Annotated in this window: 19 protein-coding genes; 3 read left to right on the top strand and 16 right to left on the bottom strand. The window is 66.2% G+C overall.

The genetic code is table 11. The features are described from left to right. Window positions 1-11 precede the first annotated feature (11 nt). The 4 genes from AC4ELS_RS20410 to AC4ELS_RS20425 form a co-directional block, all read right to left on the bottom strand. On the bottom strand, window positions 12-2264 hold the full coding sequence (locus AC4ELS_RS20410; protein WP_448449092.1) for a polyribonucleotide nucleotidyltransferase: 2253 nt from the start codon (window positions 2262-2264) through the stop codon (window positions 12-14). A 304-nt stretch (window positions 2265-2568) separates the two neighbouring features. Then, complete coding sequence (gene lppU / locus AC4ELS_RS20415; protein WP_448457122.1) at window positions 2569-3069, bottom strand: LppU family putative lipoprotein; 501 nt, start codon at window positions 3067-3069, stop codon at window positions 2569-2571. 10 nt (window positions 3070-3079) lie between these two features. Continuing rightward, window positions 3080-3349, bottom strand: coding sequence for a 30S ribosomal protein S15 (rpsO, locus tag AC4ELS_RS20420; RefSeq protein WP_055113116.1), 270 nt, complete (start codon window positions 3347-3349; stop codon window positions 3080-3082). A gap of 121 nt (window positions 3350-3470) precedes the next feature. Beyond that, a complete protein-coding gene (locus AC4ELS_RS20425; protein WP_064884309.1) occupies window positions 3471-4457 on the bottom strand; it encodes a bifunctional riboflavin kinase/FAD synthetase in 987 nt (328 codons plus the stop codon). Between the two features lie 80 nt (window positions 4458-4537). Here AC4ELS_RS20425 and mntR point away from each other — a divergent pair, with 80 nt between their 5' ends. The 3 genes from mntR (at window position 4538) to AC4ELS_RS20440 (ending at window position 7744) form a co-directional block, all read left to right on the top strand. Next, on the top strand, window positions 4538-5263 hold the full coding sequence (gene mntR, locus AC4ELS_RS20430) for a manganese-binding transcriptional regulator MntR (RefSeq protein WP_064884307.1): 726 nt from the start codon (window positions 4538-4540) through the stop codon (window positions 5261-5263). Between the two features lie 97 nt (window positions 5264-5360). Next, window positions 5361-6530 (top strand): LLM class flavin-dependent oxidoreductase, encoded by a 1170-nt coding sequence (locus AC4ELS_RS20435; protein WP_064884305.1) that lies wholly within the window; start codon window positions 5361-5363, stop codon window positions 6528-6530. Further along, on the top strand, window positions 6527-7744 hold the full coding sequence (locus AC4ELS_RS20440) for an SfnB family sulfur acquisition oxidoreductase (protein WP_448448954.1): 1218 nt from the start codon (window positions 6527-6529) through the stop codon (window positions 7742-7744). The genes AC4ELS_RS20435 and AC4ELS_RS20440 overlap by 4 nt, the downstream gene beginning before the upstream one ends. 5 nt (window positions 7745-7749) lie before the next feature. Here the strand turns inward: AC4ELS_RS20440 and AC4ELS_RS20445 are convergent, their stop codons facing one another. From AC4ELS_RS20445 to pptH, 12 genes are all read right to left on the bottom strand, one after another. Then, on the bottom strand, window positions 7750-8598 hold the full coding sequence (locus tag AC4ELS_RS20445) for an SDR family oxidoreductase (protein ID WP_064959962.1): 849 nt from the start codon (window positions 8596-8598) through the stop codon (window positions 7750-7752). Then, the gene (locus tag AC4ELS_RS20450) at window positions 8595-10205 is read right to left on the bottom strand and encodes an acyl-CoA synthetase (RefSeq protein ID WP_448448955.1); all 1611 of its coding nucleotides are present in this window, start codon (window positions 10203-10205) and stop codon (window positions 8595-8597) included. Before AC4ELS_RS20450 ends, AC4ELS_RS20445 begins: the two co-directional genes overlap by 4 nt. Further along, window positions 10205-11038, bottom strand: a complete 834-nt coding sequence (locus AC4ELS_RS20455; protein WP_448448956.1) for an alpha/beta fold hydrolase — start codon at window positions 11036-11038, stop codon at window positions 10205-10207. Before AC4ELS_RS20455 ends, AC4ELS_RS20450 begins: the two co-directional genes overlap by 1 nt. Then, window positions 11035-12276, bottom strand: coding sequence for an acyl-CoA dehydrogenase family protein (locus AC4ELS_RS20460; protein WP_448448957.1), 1242 nt, complete (start codon window positions 12274-12276; stop codon window positions 11035-11037). Before AC4ELS_RS20460 ends, AC4ELS_RS20455 begins: the two co-directional genes overlap by 4 nt. After that, window positions 12273-13145: an SDR family oxidoreductase gene (locus AC4ELS_RS20465; RefSeq protein ID WP_064959958.1), complete on the bottom strand. Its 873-nt coding sequence runs from the start codon at window positions 13143-13145 to the stop codon at window positions 12273-12275. Before AC4ELS_RS20465 ends, AC4ELS_RS20460 begins: the two co-directional genes overlap by 4 nt. A gap of 4 nt (window positions 13146-13149) precedes the next feature. Further along, window positions 13150-14025, bottom strand: a complete 876-nt coding sequence (locus tag AC4ELS_RS20470; protein ID WP_448448958.1) for a MaoC/PaaZ C-terminal domain-containing protein — start codon at window positions 14023-14025, stop codon at window positions 13150-13152. Further along, a complete protein-coding gene (locus AC4ELS_RS20475) occupies window positions 14022-14462 on the bottom strand; it encodes a type II toxin-antitoxin system Rv0910 family toxin (protein WP_448448959.1) in 441 nt (146 codons plus the stop codon). Before AC4ELS_RS20475 ends, AC4ELS_RS20470 begins: the two co-directional genes overlap by 4 nt. Before the next feature lie 94 nt (window positions 14463-14556). Continuing rightward, on the bottom strand, window positions 14557-15762 hold the full coding sequence (locus tag AC4ELS_RS20480) for a lipid-transfer protein (RefSeq protein ID WP_448448960.1): 1206 nt from the start codon (window positions 15760-15762) through the stop codon (window positions 14557-14559). A 140-nt stretch (window positions 15763-15902) separates the two neighbouring features. After that, the gene (locus AC4ELS_RS20485) at window positions 15903-16553 is read right to left on the bottom strand and encodes a TetR/AcrR family transcriptional regulator (protein WP_064884286.1); all 651 of its coding nucleotides are present in this window, start codon (window positions 16551-16553) and stop codon (window positions 15903-15905) included. Between the two features lie 83 nt (window positions 16554-16636). Beyond that, window positions 16637-17530 carry a tRNA pseudouridine(55) synthase TruB gene (gene truB / locus AC4ELS_RS20490; RefSeq protein WP_082941740.1) on the bottom strand — a complete coding sequence of 298 codons (894 nt, stop codon included), beginning with the start codon at window positions 17528-17530 and terminating at the stop codon, window positions 16637-16639. Beyond that, on the bottom strand, window positions 17527-18201 hold the full coding sequence (gene pptT, locus AC4ELS_RS20495; RefSeq protein WP_064959954.1) for a 4'-phosphopantetheinyl transferase PptT: 675 nt from the start codon (window positions 18199-18201) through the stop codon (window positions 17527-17529). The genes truB and pptT overlap by 4 nt, the downstream gene beginning before the upstream one ends. Beyond that, on the bottom strand, window positions 18198-19157 hold the full coding sequence (gene pptH, locus AC4ELS_RS20500) for an ACP phosphodiesterase PptH (RefSeq protein WP_499048987.1): 960 nt from the start codon (window positions 19155-19157) through the stop codon (window positions 18198-18200). Before pptH ends, pptT begins: the two co-directional genes overlap by 4 nt. Window positions 19158-19281: the final 124 nt, after the last annotated feature.

Below are 19281 nucleotides of genomic sequence, written 5' to 3' on the forward strand. Positions count from 1 at the left end.
AGCTGAGGTGATCAGGACTCGGCGGCGGCGGCGTCGGCGGTGGCCGGGGCGCCGTCGGCAGCCGGATCCGCCTTCTCCGCAGTCTCTTCGTCCACGAGCACCAGCGAGATCTTGCCGCGGTTGTCGATGTCGGCGATCTCCACGCGGAGCTTGTCGCCGACCTTCACCACATCTTCGACCTTGTTGATCCGCTTGCCGCGGCCCAGCTTGGAGATGTGGACCAGGCCGTCACGACCCGGCAGCAGCGACACGAACGCACCGAAATCGGTTGTCTTGACCACGGTCCCGAGGAACCGCTCACCGATCTTGGGCAGCTGCGGGTTGGCGATGGCGTTGATCTTGTCGATCGCGGCCTGCGCGGCTTCGCCGTTGGAGGCACCGACGAACACCGTGCCGTCATCCTCGATCGAGATCGACGCACCGGTCTCCTCGGTGATCGAGTTGATCATCTTGCCCTTGGGCCCAATGACCTCGCCGATCTTGTCGACCGGAACCTTGATCGTGGTGATCCGCGGTGCGTACGGGCTCATCTCATCGGGGGCATCGATGGCCTCGGCCATCACGTCCAGGATGGTCAGGCGCGCGTCCTTGGCCTGGCTCAGTGCGCCCGCCAGCACCTTCGACGGGATGCCGTCGAGCTTGGTGTCGAGCTGCAGCGCGGTGACGAAGTCCTTGGTGCCTGCGCACTTGAAGTCCATGTCGCCGAAGGCATCCTCGGCGCCGAGGATGTCGGTCAGCGTCACGTAGCGGGTCTCGCCGTTGACCTCGTCGGAGACCAGACCCATGGCGATGCCGGCCACCGGCGCCTTGAGCGGTACACCGGCGTTCAGCAGCGACAGGGTCGAGGCACACACCGAGCCCATCGAGGTGGAACCGTTGGAGCCCAATGCCTCCGACACCTGGCGGATCGCGTACGGGAACTCCTCGACGCTGGGCAGTACGGGCACCAGCGCACGCTCGGCCAGCGCGCCGTGGCCGATCTCGCGGCGCTTGGGCGAACCGACGCGGCCGGTCTCACCGGTCGAGAACGGCGGGAAGTTGTAGTGGTGCATGTAGCGCTTGGACGTCTCGGGCCCCAGCGAGTCGATCTGCTGGGCCATCTTGACCATGTCCAGCGTGGTGACACCCATGATCTGGGTCTCGCCGCGCTCGAACAGCGCGCTGCCGTGCGCCCGCGGGATGATGGCCACCTCGGCCGAGAGCGCCCGGATGTCGGTGACGCCACGGCCGTCGATGCGGAAGTGGTCGGTCAGGATGCGCTGGCGCACAAGCTTTTTGGTCAGCGACCGGTACGCCGCGCCGATCTCCTTCTCACGGCCGGCGTAGGTGTCACCCAGACGCTCGAGCACCTCGACCTTGATCTCGTTGGTGCGGTCGTCGCGCTCGTGCTTGCCCGCGATGGTCAGTGCCTCCGACAGCGCGTCGGTGGCCACCGCGGCCACGGCGTCGTAGACATCTGCCTCGTAATCCGGGAACAGCGGGTACTCGGCGATCTCTTTGGCAGCCTTCTCCGCCAGCGCAGCCTGCGCATCGCACAGGGTCGCGATGAACGGTTTGGCCGCCTCAAGGCCCTCGGCGACGACGGCCTCGGTGGGAGCCTGGGCGCCGCCGGCGACCAACTCGATCACGTTCTCGGTGGCTTCGGCCTCGACCATCATGATCGCGACGTCGTCGCCCACCTTGCGGCCCGCCACGACCATGTCGAAGACAGCCTTCTCCAGCTGCTCGACGGTCGGGAAGGCAACCCACTGGCCGTCTATCAAGGCGACGCGCACGCCGCCGACCGGGCCGGAGAACGGCAGGCCGGAGATCTGCGTCGACGCCGACGCGGCGTTGATGGCCAGCACGTCGTACAGATCCTTCGGATCCAGGCTCAGCACCGTCACCACGACCTGGATCTCGTTACGCAGACCGCTGACGAACGACGGGCGCAGCGGCCGGTCGATCAGGCGACAGGTCAGGATCGCGTCGGTCGACGGACGGCCCTCACGCCGGAAGAACGAGCCGGGGATCCGGCCCGCGGCGTACATCCGCTCCTCGACGTCGATGGTCAGCGGGAAGAAGTCGAAGTGGTCCTTCGGCGTCTTGCTGGCAGTGGTGGCGCTCAGCAGCATGGTCTCGTCGTCGAGGTAGGCGACGACGGAACCGGCGGCCTGCTGCGCGAGCCGCCCGGTCTCGAAACGGATGGTGCGGGTGCCGAAGCTCCCGTTGTCGAGGGTTGCGGTGGATTCGAACACACCGTCTTCAAGTTCAACTACAGACATAGAGTCCGTTGGCCTCTTTCGAATTCATTCAACTGTTTTCGCGGCGTCACGGTGGCGATGCGCCACGGGCCCTGGATACGGCTACGGCCGTCGATCGAAGCGGCCGGATAACCCCCAGAGATGATCCCTGTGTCGGGGTTCCGGCAGCCACTACCGAAGACCGCCCGTCCAGGCGGGCCCGATATGACTCGCAGGAACAGCGCCCGCAGTTCGCGGGTGCCGCACCCTGTGTTCAGCGCAGATTCCAGCCACTGAACGCCCTCATGTTACACGGGAGCAACGTCCCAACAGCCATCCGTGCCAGCTAGGACACGTCCTCCACGCATACGGTGAACTGGCGTTCCGAGTAGGCGTAGCCCACTCCGCTGGCGCACTGATCGACGTTCGACACCCCGCGCAGAACCTCGGTGGCCCGTTGCCGGTGGGGCGCAGACGAATCCGCGCAGTCCACCCGATACGGGTCTTTGTCGTTCTCCGGATCGATGCTCATACAGCCGCCGGCGATCCAGTCGATGTCCAGACAGAGCGTCTGGGTCTCTTCACTGAAGGCGCTGCGCACCGAGTAATAGGTGTCGACGTCGACTGGGCACTGGTCGCTGTCGGTGACTGTGGAGATGACCTTGTAGTTCGACGCTTCGCTGCCGCACTCCGCCCGACTGGAGTCCGGGCGCTCGTACGTGCCGCTCATCTTCAGGCAGTCCCCTGCCTTCATGTCCGCGGCCGCCGCGGACGAGCATGCGGTCAGACCGCCGAGGAAAAGTAGCGCGGCTGCCCCCAGAGGGGCAGCCGCGGAAAGTGGTGGCACCGACGCCGCGTCAGCGACGCAGCCCGAGGCGCTCGATCAGCGAGCGGTAGCGCGCCACGTCGACCTGGGCGACGTACTTCAGCAGCCGGCGACGACGGCCGACCAGCAGCAGCAGACCGCGACGCGAGTGGTGGTCGTGCTTGTGCTGCTTGAGGTGCTCGGTCAGATCCGAGATCCGCTTGGTCAGCAGGGCGACCTGGGCCTCCGGCGAACCGGTGTCGGTCTCGTGCAGACCGTAGCTGGTCAGGATTTCTTTTTTCTGCTCGGCAGTAAGCGCCACGAAAGTAACTCCATCATTTCAGTCCCGCGAACATATTCTCGGCACAGCCACCGCGGACTGCAGCATGCACCGGATCGGAGCAGAGTTTAGCACCGCGGCGAGCCGCGAATTAAATCCCGCCTCAGTGTGAACTCAGAAGCGTGCGCGCCTTGTCGGCGTCCCGCTTCATCTCCGCGACCAGTTCTTCCACCCGGTCGAACTTTTCCATGCCCCGGATCCGGGACACGAAATCGACCGCGACGTGCTGACCGTACAGATCGGCCTCGGTATCGAGCACGAATGCCTCGACCGTGCGGGTCCGCCCGGAGAAGGTCGGGTTGGTACCCACCGACACCGCGGCCTGATACCGCTCACCGGGCGTCACCGTTCCCATCACCGGGCCGTGCCCCAGCACGGTGAACCAGGCGGCGTACACCCCGTCCGCCGGAATCGCCGAGAACATCGGTGGCGCCACGTTGGCCGTCGGGAACCCCAGTACCCGGCCGCGCCCGTCGCCGCGCACCACCACGCCTTCGACGCGGTGCGGACGGCCCAGCGCTTCGGCGGCCGCCACGACGTCACCGGCGTCGACGCAGGAACGGATGTATGTCGAGGAGAAGGTGACCCGCTCGTCGCGATGCTCGGCATCGAGCGATTCGGTCACCAACGACATGCTCTCGACCGCGAAGCCGAACCGCTCCCCTGCCTTGCGCAGCATCTCGACGTTCCCGGCGGCCTTCTTGCCGAAGGTGAAGTTCTCCCCGACCACCACTTCGAGCACGTGCAGGTCTTCGACCAACAACTCGTGGATGTAGCGCTCGGGCGTGAGCTTCATGAAATCCGAGGTGAACGGCATGACCAGGAACACGTCCACACCGAGTTCCTCGACCAGCTCGGCACGCCGGGTCAGCGTGGTCAGCTGTGCCGGATGACTGCCCGGAAACACCACCTCCATCGGATGGGGATCGAAGGTCATGAGAACCACCGGTACTCCGCGTGATCGGCCGGCTTTCACCGCATGGCTGATCAACTCTGCGTGTCCGCGGTGAACCCCGTCGAACACCCCGATGGTGACTACACACCTGCCCCAGTCCGTGGGGATCTCGTCCTGCCCACGCCAGCGCTGCACGCGATCAGCCTACGACCCGAACGCGACGCGGTCTGCTCTAGATCCCCCGATCAGGTGATGATTGCCTAAACTTTCCTACTGTGAGTCCAGACGGTAACCACCAAGACCTCTCCACGGTTGCCCAGGACTATCTGAAAGTCATCTGGACAGCCCAGGAGTGGTCTCGCGAAAAGGTCAGCACAAAACTGCTGGCCGAGCGGATCGGCGTGTCGGCATCCACGGCGTCCGAATCCATTCGCAAACTCGCCGACCAGGGCCTGGTCCACCACGAGAAGTACGGCGCGGTGACGCTGACCGATGCCGGCCGGCGCGCGGCGTTGGCGATGGTCCGCCGGCACCGGCTGATGGAGACGTTCCTGGTCCAGGAGCTGGGCTACGGCTGGGACGAGGTGCACGACGAGGCCGAGATCCTCGAGCACGCCGTGAGTGACCGGATGCTGGACCGGATCGACGCCAAGCTGGGCCACCCGACGCGCGATCCGCACGGAGATCCGATCCCGGCCGCCGATGGCCAGGTGCCCACCCCGCCGGCCCGCCAGCTCTCGGCGTGCCAGGACGGCGACGCCGGTACGGTGGCCCGCATCTCCGATGCCGATCCGGAGATGTTGCGGTATTTCGACAGCGTCGGGATCAGCCTCGATTCACGGGTCCGGGTGGTGGCGCGGCGCGATTTCGCCGGCGTCATCTCGGTGGCCATCGAGAACCCGGGAAATCCAGGTAGCGCCACCGCCACGGGAGACGACACCAGCGTCCAGGTCGAGCTGGGCAATCCGGCTGCCGAGGCAATCTGGGTCGTCGCGAGCTGATCTGCCGCTCCACGACACCGCGACCCTGACAGGTGTCTGGATCAGCGCGATTTTTACCCGTGTGCAACAGCCGATTCGACACCAAGATGTCCTGTTCGTGACTGTCTCTCTGCACTGGTTCCTACCCACCTACGGCGACAGCCGGCTCATCGTCGGCGGCGGCCACGGCACGCCCGCCGGTTCTGCCGGTGGTGACCGCGAGGCCTCGATCGACTACCTGGCGTCGATCGTCCGCTCGGCCGAGCGGTTCGGTTTCACCGGCGCGCTGATCCCGACGGGTGCCTGGTGCGAGGACGCCTTCATCACCGCGGCGCTGCTGGCCCGTGAGACGACGTCGCTGGCGTTCCTGGTCGCGTTCCGCCCAGGTCTGGTGAGCCCGACGTTGTCGGCTCAGATGGCTGCGACGTTCGCCCGGCACGCACCCGGCCGGATTCTGCTCAACGTCGTCGTCGGCGGCGAGGCGCACGAGCAGCGGGCCTTCGGCGACCACCTGGACAAGGACGCCCGGTATGCGCGTTGCGACGAGTTCCTCGACGTGGTGCGCCGGTTGTGGGCCGGCGAGACCGTGACCCACAAGGGTGAGTACATCGACGTCGAGGAGGCCTCGCTGGCCCTGCCCCCGACCCCGGTACCGCCGCTGTACTTCGGCGGCAGCTCGCAGGCGGCCGGACCGGTGGCGGCCCGGCACTCCGACGTCTACCTGACCTGGGGCGAGCCCCCGGCCGCGGTGCGGGAGAAGATCGAGTGGATCCGGGCGCTCGGTGAGGAGCAGGGACGCAAGCTGCGTTTCGGTATCCGCCTGCACACCATTTCGCGCGACACCTCCGAGGAGGCGTGGGCCCAGGCCGATCGGCTGGTCGCCGCCCTGGACGAGGAGACCGTCGCCGCCGCACAGGCCGGACTCGCGCGCAGCCAGTCCGAGGGCCAGAAACGCATGCGTGCCCTGCACGAGGGCAACCGCGCCAACGGCACCTGGAGCGACGCCCGCAGCCTGGAAATCGCCCCCAACCTGTGGTCGGGCGTCGGGCTGGTGCGCGGCGGGGCAGGCACCGCGCTGGTCGGGTCCCACACCGAGGTCGCCGACCGGATCGCCGAGTACGCCGAGATCGGTATCGACGAGTTCATCTTTTCCGGCTATCCGCATCTGGAGGAGCTGTTCTGGTTCGGCGAGGGCGTGGTGCCGATCCTGCGCGAGCGCGGGCTGTTCGGCGGAGGCGCACAAGCCGGTGCGCCCGCCTCGATCCCGTTCGTCGGTACACCGCGATGACCGATCTGGCCGGCGCTACCCGCATCTCCTCGGCCCGGGCCGCGCTAGCCGCCGCGGCGCAGCTGTCGAGTTCGTTCGCCGAGGAGGCCGGCGCCCGTGACGCGCACCGGGCCCTGCCGCACGAGCAGGTGCGGGCCCTCAAGGAATCGGGGCTGCTGGCCGTGACGGTGCCGGCCGAGTACGGCGGGCTCGACGTGCCCGTGTCGGTGCTCGCCGAGGTGCTGCGACTGATCGCGCACGGCGACCCGTCGATCGGCCAGATTCCGCATTCGCATTTCACGTTCCTGGAGGCTTTGCGTCTGCAGGGCACGCCGGAGCAGCAGGCGTACTTCTACGGCCTGGTGCTGGATGGGGCGCTGTTCGCCAATGCCCAGTCCGAACGGGGTCCTCATCCCGTCGACGTGGACACCACGACGCTCACCCCCTCGGGCCCGGGCTATGTACTCGACGGCCGCAAGTACTACTCGACGGGGGCGTTGTTCGCCGACTGGCTGATCGTGCGGGCGTCGCGCTCGGATGGCTCGGGGCTGGTGCCGACGGCCGCCACCCCCAAGGCAATCGCGTTCGTCCCACGCGATGCCCACGGGGTCGAAGTTGTCGACGACTGGGATGGCATGGGCCAGCGGACCACGGCCTCGGGCACCGTCACGCTCGATGCCGTCGAGGTGCCGGCGGAGCACGTCGTCGAGTTCAGCCCGATCTTCACGCGGCCCACGGTCTACGGGGCGCGGGCTCAGCTGCTGCACGCAGCTCTCGATGTGGGCATCGCGACGGCCGCGCTGGAGGAAGGGGTGCGTCAGGCGGCCAACGCCCGTCCGCATTTCGAGGCGTCGGTGTCCAGCGCCGTCGAAGACCCGACCCTCGTACAGGTCGCCGGTGAGCTGACGGTGACGGTGCGAGGCGCGCAAGCGTTACTCGCCGAGGCGGCCCTCCGGGTCGACGCGGCCCGGGCCGATCTCACCGAGGACAGCGCGGCGGCGGCCTCGATCGCGGTGGCGATCGCCAAGGTGGCCGCCGCCCGCGCCGCGGTGGAAGCGGGCAGCGCATTGTTCGAATTCGGCGGGACCCGCAGCGCGTCGGCGTCGGGCAACTTGTCGCGCTACTGGCGTGACGCGCGCACGCACACCTTGCACGACGCGACCCGCTGGAAGATCCGTCACATCGGCAACTACACGCTCTCCGGCACGAAACCGCCTCGCCACGGCCAGCTTTGAGGCCCTCAGATGTCGAGACGCCGGTGGTAGGCCGCCCGTGCTTCCGCGTCGACATGGGTGAATGCGGTGTCGAAATGGGCAGTGCGGGAGAGTCGGTGCCGCACGCTGTCGGGTAGGCCGGAGGCGACTTTGATCATCGCGCCCAGGGCCCGAGGTACCGCAACCGTGTTCTTGCGGCTTCCTACTGCGGAGACGATCGCAGCCGCGACATCCTCGGGTTCGACCTCAGCGATCGGCCGAATCCATTTCGGAGTGCTGTGCCCGGCAGACAGTTCGGTGTGCACCACGCCGGGCAGCACCGCGGTGACTCCGATTCCCGTAGCGGCCAGTTCGAGGTGCAGCGCCTCGGAGAACCCCACGACCGCGTGCTTGGTGGCGCAGTAGGTGGCCAATCCCGGAAAGGCGCTCACACCGGCCAGCGACGCCACGTTGACGATGTGACCACGGCGCCCGGCCATCCGGTTCGCAGCGAGCTTCGATCCGTAGAGGACACCACTCAGGTTGATCGCGACCATCCGGTCGGTCATGTCGTCGTCCTCCTGCGTGAACTCGCCGGTCGGCATGATGCCTGCGTTGTTCACCAGCGCGCCCAGTGGGCCGAGCCGTTCCTGGGTCGCGTCGAGAAACGACGAGAACGATGCCCGGTCGGTGACATCGAGCGGCAGCCCGCACACCACACCCCCGGTCGCCTCGACGAGTTCGCCCGCCGTCTTCTCGACCAACTCGGCGTCGATGTCGCCCAGTGCGACCCGCGCACCGGCGCGCAGAAACGCCGCCCCGGTCGCCCTGCCGATCCCCCGCGCACCGCCGGTGATCGCCACCACCTGTCCACTTCCGAATGGGGTCGTATTCATCGGAACTCCTTCCGCAACGCTCCTTTGAGGACTTTTCCGGTCTCGTTGCGCGGCAACGAGTCGACGAAGATCACGTCCCGGGGAACCTTGTGCCGGGCCAGCCCGGCACGGACATACGTCCTGACACCATCGGCATCCAGATCAGAATCCGGATTGCGAACCACGAAAGCTCGCAATCGTTTTCCGAAGTCATCGTCGTCCACGCCGAGGACACATGATTCGACCACCGCCGGGTGGTCGGCGAGCAGGTTCTCGACCTCGAGTGGGAAGACGTTCTCTCCCCCGGAGACGATCATGTCGTCGTCACGACCGTCGACGAACCACAACCCGTCGGCGGTGAAATGCCCGGTGTCCCCCGAGGACAACAGACCGTCGACGATCTCCTTGTGTCCACCGTCGGTGTACCCCGAGAAGCTCAGCCCGCTGGACACGAAAAGCGTTCCGCTACACCCGGGTTCGGTGATCCTGCGGCGTTGCTCGTCGTAGGCGGCCACGGCGCATCCGACCGGTGGACGTCCCACGGTGCCCGGGGCCGCCCGCAGTTCGCTGGGGGTGGCGACGGCTGCGACAGCGACTTCGGTCGACCCGTACAGGTTGTAGAGCACGTCGCCGAACACGTCTGCCGTGCGCCGGCAGAGGTCTGGCGAAAGCGCAGAACCGGCAGCGAACACCACCTCCAGCGAGGAGGTGTCATAGCGCCCGAGCACATCGGGACCCAGGTCGAGGATTCGCTGCAACATCGTCGGCACGACGATGAGCGCGCCCGCCCGGTGGTTCTCGATCGACGCAAGTGTGTCCTCGGGCTCGAATCGGCGGGACAACACGACGCGGTTGCCCAGTGCAAGTCCCAGCGAGCAGGTCGCCAGCCCAGTGGCATGGAACATCGGTGCCGCCACACAGTAGGCCCCGCCGGCCGGCCACGGGATCCGGTCGAGCAACTGGGCGGATTGCAACGGGCTGACCTTGTTTCGCGGTGCGCCCTTGGGCGTTCCGGTGGTACCGCTGGTCAACAAGACCATCCCACCGAGCCTGCCCGGCGCGGGCAACGGATCGGTCCACTCGTCCTGCGCGACGGTATCCAACGTGCTACGCGTCGTTGCGTCATCAGCCCATCCGACGATCTTCTCGATACCTGGCGGCAGCGCGTCGAGTAGTGCTGTGAACTCCTCATCGGCGACAACCGCCGAAACACTCTCCCGCGTACAGACGTCGGCCAGCTGCGGTGCTGCGAATCCGGTGTTGAGCAGTACCACTCTGGCGCCGATCTTGCCCGCCGCCGCCAGTGCGAGCATCAGTCCCCGGTGATTGCGTTCGAGGACGCCGACTACCGATCCCGCTTCGACTCCCTTGCGGGACAGTCCGCGGGCCAACGCATTCGACGTTCGTTCCAGATCGCGGAAGCTCAGGGTTCCGGCTTCGTCGACAAGTGCAGTCGTGTCGCCGTATCGCGCAGCGGCGTGGGTGATCAGGCCGCCGAACGACCCGTACTTGCGTAAGGCATGGGACGCACGGAGCGCTGCAAGGGGATCGCTCAGGTCGACCAGACCGCGACGCTGCAGAACTACAGCGGCCGCCACGACATCGCGCAGCTGATGCAGTACGCCCATCACGCGGCTACACCGATCTCTGTGATGATCCTAACCACGGCATCAGGATCGTCGAGTTGTGGACAATGACCCGATCGGGACAGCACGACGAGCTCACTTCCTGGAATCTGTTGGTGCAGTGTCTGACTGGCATTGACAGGAATGATCCGGTCACGCGCGCCGTGCACGACCACGGTGGGGCAGCCGACCCGGATACCGTGGTGACCACCCAGCGCCTCATGCGCATATTGGAAGGCATCCCGCCCCAACGCCGCGACATCGGACGCCCCCGACACCAAACCGGACCAATAGGCCACGACCTGAGGATCGGCGGTGATCCCTGGGCCGTACAGCACCCGCGGCACAGCGGTAACGGTGAGCCAGCGCAGCGTACGCGCCGGAACCGGGACGCGTGCCACGCATGACCAGAACCCTGCGGGGATGGAGCGCTTTCGGGCTAGTTTGGCGATCCAGTGGCGGGCATTGAGCGGATCGTTCAGCGCGACGACCGCCGTGACCAGGTCCGGATTTCGGGCCGCCGCACCGAGCGCCGTCGCCGCACCGAGCGAGTTTCCCACCAGGACGACGGGTCCGGTCTCGGCCAGAAGTGCGTCGGCGAAGGCATCGAACTGCGGCCGCAAGGGGCCGGCGCGGCGCGGATCCGCCTGGCCGAAGCCGGGCAGATCGACCGCGAGCGCCCTGTGTCCGAGCGCCTCCAAGCGCGTGAGCACCGCACGCCACGTGTCAGCACTGTCGGCGTAGCCGTGCAGCAGAACCACCGGGGTCCCGCTGCCCGGCACCGACAGCACTCTGGTGCCCACCCCGCCGAAGTGAGCGCGGTTTGCGGCGATCATCCCGCGAGCAGCCCCTTCGCGATGTGAGTCACCTGCACCTCGTTGCTGCCCGCGTAGATCATCAGCGACTTGGCGTCACGCGCAAGTTGCTCGACGCGGTATTCGGCCATGTAGCCGTTGCCGCCGAACAACTGAACGGCGTCCATGGCCACCTCCGTCGCGGCCTCCGACGAGTAGAGCTTGATCGCCGAGGCCTCCGAAAGCGTCGGAAGCGAGCCAGACTTCAGCCGTTCCAGCGTCTGGAACACCATGTTCTGCACATTGATCCGCGCGATCTCCATCTTGGCCAGCTTCAGCTGGATCAACTGGAACTCGGCGATCTTCTTACCCCACAACGTGCGGGTCTTCGCATAGTCCAGGCAGAGCCGGTGACACTCGTTGATGATGCCCAACGACATCAACGCCACCCCGACACGCTCCGCGGCGAAATTCGCTCGCGCACTGTCGCGTCCGTCGCCTCCGGAGTGAGATTCGGTCTCCCCCAACAAGCGATCGGGGCTGATCCGCACGTTGTCGAAGAACAACTCACCCGTGGGCGAGGACATCATGCCCATCTTCTTGAACGGCTTGCCCTGGGTCAGGCCGGGCATGCCGGAGTCCAGCACGAAGGTGAGCACCGGGCGGTCCCGCCGGTCAGTCCCGGCGTTGCCCTCGTCCAGCTTGGCGTAGACGATCAGCACATCGGCACAGGGGCCGTTGGTGATGAAGGTCTTCTGTCCGTTCAGGATGTAATCGGCACCGTCACGCTTGACGTAGGTCTTCATACCGCCGAACGCATCCGATCCCGCATCGGGTTCGGTGATCGCCCAGGCCGCAACCTTTTCCAGCGTCATCAGTTCCGGCAGCCACCGCTCCTTCTGAGCCAAGGTGCCACGGCTCATGATGGTCGCCGCTCCCAGCCCCAGACTGACCCCCACGGTGCTGAGCAGCCCGATACTGACCCCGGCCAGCTCTGCGACCATGACCGCAGCCATCGAGGCCTGTTCGCCGAGACCACTCATGCCGCCGGAGGACTGCCGGCGCTCGCCGACTCCGCGTTCGCGCTCCTTGTCGAGCATGGCCTTGACTGCCTCGGCCGTCATCACGTCGAGCCCGAACTCACTGAACAGCTTGCGGGCGAACGGGTACGGCGACAGCTCACCACTCTCCAGCCCGTCGAGATGCGGCCGGATCTCCTTGTCGATGAACTCGCGGACCGTGTCACGCATGATCACATCGGTGTCGGACCACTCGATCATGACGGCAGCCGTCCGGCGATGTCGTCGATCTGCCACAGACCGTCCGTCTCGATGGTCTCGACGTCGTGCCAGCCGGCCAACTGCGAGATCGCCCCGCCCTGAACGGCGTACACCCGACCAGTGACCGGACACTTCTCCGTCGCGAGGTAGGCGACGAGCGGTGAGATGTTGGCCGGGCTGAACAGGTCGGCCTCTCCCTCGTCCTCGGGTTCCGCCATCAGCGCGCCCATCCCGGGGGTCGCCAGGGTGAGTCGGGTCCGAGCGATCGGCGCGATCGCATTCACCCGGACGCCGTAGCGTTCCAACTCGTCGGCGGCTACCAGAGTCAGCGCGGCGATCGCCGCCTTGGCCGATCCGTAGTTCGCCTGTCCGGCGTTCGGGATCGTGGTCCCCGAGCCCGATGCGGTGTTGATCACCGCTGCGTTGGGCTGGTCGCCGGCCTTCGACTGGGCTTTCCAGTACTCGGCCGCGTGGCGCAGTACCGAGAAGTGCCCCTTGAGGTGAACGGCGATCACCGCGTCCCAGTCCGCCTCGGCCATCGTCGGGATGAATCCGTCTCGCAGTATTCCGGCGTTGTTGACGACGACGTCGAGCCGACCGAACTCGTCGATCGCCTGCTGTACCAAGGACTTCGCCCCATCCCAGGTGGCAACGTTCGCGGTATTGGCCACGGCCTTGCCGCCGGCAGCCTGGATCTCCGCGACCACGTCATGCGCCGGCCCGGCGTCTGTGCCCTCGCCGGCGTTGCTGCCGCCCAGATCGTTGACGACGACGCTGGCCCCTTCCGACGCGAACAGCAGGGCGTGTTCCCGCCCGATTCCGCGACCCGCGCCGGTGATGACCGCGACGCGTCCTTCCAATGCACCCATCTTGCTATGCCTCCTCGGCTATTTCGGCCAGGCCGTCGGTGATGACGAAATCGGAGCCCCTGGCGGTTTCGAATGCGTATGTCGTGACACCGTCGGACGACCCCTTCCACCAGATGCGGGTCTCTAGGTCGTCGCCGGGGAGCACCATCTTGGAGAACCGCACCGCAAATCGCTTGAGTCGGTTCACATCCGATCCCGCCACTTCGGTGAGCACGGCCCACGACGTGAACGCCATGGTGCAAAGGCCGTGCGCGATGATGCCGGGCAGACCGGCATCCCTCGCCACCTCCTCGTCGAGGTGAATGGGCATCGGGTCGCCCGAAGCCGGGCTGTACCGGAATGTCTGGTCATCATCGACGTGTTGGACGACGGTCGCTACCGGGGCGCCGGCACGCAACGTTTCGTCGAACCGGTGACTCGGGCTTAACTCCCCCATCGTCTTGCCGGCGTCGAAGCCCCGCACGAACGTGGTGACGTATTGTTCGTTGACGAGTTCGCCATCCTCCGTGCGGCATTCGAGGTAGATCGCTGCACGGGTTCCGTTCTCCAGGCCCTCGTAGCCGATCATCTTCCCGCGTGACACCAGCTTGTCGCCGGGCCGGATCGGCCGGTGGAAATGGAAGTCCTGTTCGCCGTGGACCACCCTTGGGATGAGTTCGACCGGCAACACGTCGACCGCGGGAACCAAAAGCGCCTCGAACACCGGAACGATCGCGAACACCGGAGGAGCGATGTCACCGGAGCGGTGCGCCGGGATCGGATCGTTGGTGGCCGCGGCATATTCGGCGAGACGTTCACTGGTGACCTCGAACCGCTCCTCGTCGGTCCAGGTGTTCAGCCCGCTGTCGTCGAATACCAGTTCTTCCTCGATCGCGGTCATGCCGCCGCCGATGCCAACGCGTCGAGCGCATCGAGGCTCTTGTCGAGTTGCTTGACACCGTCCTTCTCCACGGCCTTTGCCAGCGCACCCTTGACGAGCGCGCCTTCGAAGTCACCGCTGACGGTGAAGCGGGACCCGGTGCCGGTCGGGTCGATGGTGAACGCGAACTTCGCCTTCACGCCGGCCATACCGGCGCCGGAAAGCACGAGGCTGTTGGGTGCGTCGACGGATTCGATGGTCCAGTCGATCTTGTTCGCCATGCCCAGCATGACGATCTTGGCGCTGAGCTTCGCCCCGGCGGTCAACGTGGCCGGCGGCTCCTCGAGCCATTTGTCGTGGACGGTGAACCACTTGTCCCAGGTCTGCGGATCGGACACGGTCGCCCACAGTGCGTCCGGTCCAGCCGTCAGGTCACGGGTTGCTTCGATGTGTCCCATTGTTCGTTTCTCCTGTTTGTTGGGCGAGCAGACGTGTACGCACCCGACATGCCGTAGAACCGGGTGCTTTCACGTCTGCTCGCGGAGGAAATCTCTAGCGCTCGGCGCGCTGGTAAGCGGTCACGACGGCGGCGCCGCCGAGGCCGATGTTGTGTTGCAATGCGGCGGTGACGCCGTCGACCTGACGTTTGTCGGCGGTGCCGCGCAGTTGCCAGGTGAGTTCGGCGCATTGCGCCAGGCCGGTGGCACCGAGAGGATGGCCCTTCGAGATCAGCCCGCCGGACGGATTGACTACCCACCTCCCGCCATAGGTGGTGTCGCCGTTGTCGATCAGCTTCGGCGCCTCCCCCTCGCCACACAGACCCAACGCCTCGTACAGCAGCAGTTCGTTGGCGCTGAAGCAGTCGTGGAGTTCGATGACCTGAAAATCTTCGGGGCCAAGCCCTGACTCGTCGTAAACCTGCCGGGCGGCAGCGACATTCATGTGATGGCCGATCAATGCCTTACAGGTGCCGTCGAAGCTGTTCTCGAAATCGGTGGTCATTGCCTGACCGACGATCTCCACGGCCCGGGCGGACAGTCCGTGCTTGTCGACGAACTCCTCGCTGGCCAGGATCGCCGCTCCGGACCCATCAGAGGTCGGTGAGCACTGCAGCTTGGTCAGCGGGTCGTAGATCATCCGCGAACCGAGGATGTCGTCGAGGCTGTGCTCGTCCTGGAACTGGGCGTACGGGTTGTTCACGGAGTGCTTGTGGTTCTTGTGACCGATCTTGGCGAAATGCTCTGCGGTGGAACCGTATTGCTTCATATGTTCACGCCCGGCAGCGCCGAACATCCAGGGCGCCGGCGGAAACAACACTTCGGAGATCTCGGCCAGCGCCAGGAAATGCTTGGCCATCGGCTGTTCGCGATCGTCGTACGTCGACCCGAGGGAGCCAGGCTGCATCTTCTCGAAACCGAGCGCCAGCGCGCAGTCGGCCATGCCGCTCCGCACCGCCCGCGCCGCGAGATACAACGCGGTGGATCCAGTCGAACAGTTGTTGTTCACGTTGACGATCGGAAGACCTGTCATCCCGAGTTCGTAGACGGCCCGCTGCCCTGAGGTCGATTCCCCATAGACGTAGCCGACGTAGGCCTCCTGAATCTCGCGGTAGTCAATCCCCGCGTCCGCCAATGCTTTCGAGCCAGATTCGCGAGCCATATCCGGGTAATCCCACGCCGACCCGTCGTCGTTGGTCCGGTGGCCGGGCTTCTCGAACTTCGTCATCCCGACACCGATCACATACACCTTGTTGGGCATCAAACCCTCACTTTCTGTGCGATGTCAGAAACATACCAACTGGTTTGTATCTTAACAAGAGGGTCTGCTGGACCGTCCGAGGTTCACCAGAAGATGGCAGGTGGAGAGACCGAAGGCTCGTTACGAAGTGGAGTCTGCGGTCAGTTGTCGACGCTCAGGGTTTCGCCACCCAGAGCTTCGGTGAGCATGCCGCGCAACTGGACGCACACCCGGTCCCAGCGCTTCTTGGCGCGCTCCGGGTTGCGGTCGGCGAAACTGGACAACAGAATCCCCCGCAGTGCGTCCATGGCGGTATACGCCAGGTCTCGCAGTTCTTTTTGCGCAGCCCGGTCTGGCACCAGTTGCGCCAATGCTGCGATCAGCGCACCGTTGACGATCGGCTCGACGCGCTCGATCTGCGCCGCCAGCACCGCGTCGGTGCGAGCTGCCACCCAGAGTTCCAGCGTGGCAACGAAAATCGGACCTTGATGCGATTCCCAGAGGTAGTCCAGCATCGTCGACACCGCATCCGGACTGCCGGCCGCTCGCCCGAGATCACGAACCGCGGCCTGGACTCGCTGCTCGGCCAAGTGCTCGATCGCCGCCACCACCAGGTCTTCCTTGGACCGGAAGTGGTGCACCTGGGCGCCGCGCGTGACGCCCGCGACCTCTGCGACCCGCTGCGTGGTGGTGCCCGCGTACCCGTAGGTGACCAGGCACTCAACCGTGGCATCCAGCAGGCGCGTCCGCATCGCAGCGCTGCGCTCAGCCTGCGTGCGCCGCTTGGCCTGCCCGTTGACCACTGCTGACATCGCCCGAATCCTAGCCGACCAGGGTAATGGTCAGCATGGACCTAACATACCGACTTGATTGCATGTAGCGTCGCAACAGTCACCTACAGCGTCGCCGGCCGGAGCACCACGACGTTCTTGGTGCGCGACGTGCCGTCCTGCAGCAGTGCGATGACCCGCCCGTCGGGCGCGGTGGCAGCGTAGACCCCGTCGATCCCGGCGGGGGTCAGCGCCCGGCCGTGCCGCGTGTCCTCGGTTTCCGCGTCGGTCAGGTCGCGGCGCGGAAAACCGACCAGGCAGGCCTCGTCGAGCGAGTAGCTCAGCCGCGCCTCCTCTGCGAGCTCGTCCAGGGTGCGGGCCTCGTCGAGGCCGTACCGACCGACCTTGGTGCGCCGCAGGGCCGTCAGATGCCCACCAACACCCAGCGCCACACCGACATCGCGAGCCAGGGCGCGGATATAGGTGCCCGAGGAACAGTCCACCTCGACATCAACGTCGACGAAGTCGTCCACCCGCCGGACGGCGAGTACCTCGAACCGGCCGATGCGTACGGGCCGGGCGGCCAACTCGACAGTCTGCCCCTCACGCGCCAGCTTGTAGGCCCGCTGACCGCCGACCTTGATGGCGCTCACCGCCGAGGGCACCTGCTCGATGTCGCCGCGCAGCGTCGCGACGGCGGCTTCGATCTGCTCGTCGGTCACGCTCGCAGCTGAGACCGACTGCAGCACTTCACCTTCGGCATCTTCGGTCGTGGTGGTCTGTCCCAGCCGGATCGTTGCCGAATACGACTTGTCGGTAGCGGTGAGCAGGCCGAGGATCTTGGTGGCGCGTTCGATCCCCACCACCAGCACACCGGTCGCCATCGGGTCGAGCGTGCCGGCGTGACCGACCTTGCGGGTGCCGAACAGTCGCCGGCACCGACCCACCACGTCATGACTGGTCATTCCGGCCGGCTTGTCGACGATCACCAAACCGGGGTCCGGAACCGGTCGGCTCACAGCACGATCGCCGTCAACGTGACGCCGTCGCGCACCGACCAGCGGCCGTCGAGTGCGGTCAGCGGCGGCCCGTGTTCGGCGGCCGGGTCGATGAGGATCTGGGAGCGGAATGTTCCGGCGGTGCCCGACCCGTCCACCCCGAACGTGATGTGGGCATCTTCGAACCCGAGCCAGCGGTGGGTCAACGGGTACCACGCCTTGTAGGTAGCCTCCTTGGCGCAGAACAGGATTCGGTCCCAGTGCAAACCGTCGGGCAGCCCACCCAGCTCGGAGCGCTCCAACGGCAGGGAGATGGCGCCCAGCACCCCGTCGGGTAGCACGTCGTGCGGTTCGGCGTCGATGCCGACGGAGCGGACACCGCCGACCCGGCCGACCACCGCCCCGCGAAAGCCCTGACAGTGCGTCAGGCTACCGACGATGCCGTCGGGCCAGCACGGCTCGCCCTTGTCCCCCTTCAGGATCGGGACCGGACCCACGCCCAGCTCGCCCAACGCCTGGCGGGCGCAGTAGCGCACCGTGGTGAACTCGTTACGCCGCTTGGCCACCGCACGGGCCACCAGTTCCGCCTCCTCCGGAAGCGCCGTCAGACCCGGCGGGTCGTCGTACATCTCGGCCGCCGCGAGCTTGTCCGGCATATCAGGCAGCACCTGCCCCAACAACGTGCCGCTCATGCGCGCCTCGCCTTGATGCGCTCCTGCATCTGCTGTGCGTGGGCTCGCATCTCGGCCGTGATCTGGAAGTGTCCGCCGAACTCGTTGAGATACCCGGGCGTGTAGTTGGGGTCGGGCAGGATCTGGCGCAGCCAACGGAAGGGCTTGCGGCGACGCCACTCCCGCGGATAGCCGACCGAAACCTCTTCGAAGCGCACGTCGTCGTACCACGTGGTGCGTGGAATGTGCAGATGGCCGTATACCGAGCAGATCGCGTTGTAGCGGGTGTGCCAGTCCCTGGTGGCCGTCGTACCGCACCACAACGAGAACTCCGGATAGAACATCGCATCGCAGGGTTCTCGGACCATCGGAAAGTGGTTGACCTGAACCGTCGGGGTCATCCAGTCCAGGTCTTCGAGTCGCTTGCGGGTGGCCGCCACCCGTTCACGACACCAGGCGTCGCGGGGCGCGTAGGGCTCACTGGACAACAGGAACTCATCGGTGCCGACGACGTTCCGGTCCCGGGCGATGGCCAACCCCTCGGCCTTGTTCGAGGCTCCCTCGGGCAGGAAGGTGTAGTCGTAGAGCAGGAACATCGGCACGATCGTGGCCGGGCCGCCCTGTTCGGTCCACACCGGGAACGGGTGCTCGGGAGTGATGACACCCATCTGGTCGCACATGTCGACCAGATAGTCATAGCGGGACCGGCCGAAGATCTGCATCGGGTCCTTGTTCGTGGTCCACAGTTCGTGGTTGCCCGGAACCCAGATGACTTTTGCGAACCGCTTGCGCAGCAGGTCCAGAGCCCATCTGATCTCATCGGTGCGCTCCCCGACATCACCCGCGACGATCAGCCAGTCGTCCGGCGAGGCCGGATACAGCGACTCGGTCACCGGCTTGTTCCCGTTGTGACCGGTATGCAGGTCGCTGATCGCCCACAGAACCGGCTGCCGGTCCCTTGATTCGTGATCAATCATCACAGTTGCACCACCACAACGGACCAGCCTAACCGGGCGGCGCGACAGCAGGCCGTTGACAACTAGAACAGGTTCTCGTTTATGGTCGAGTCCGTCGCGACAGACCGCTACACTCCCCGCAAGC

The sequence above is a fragment of the Mycobacterium shunyiense genome (assembly GCF_058270035.1).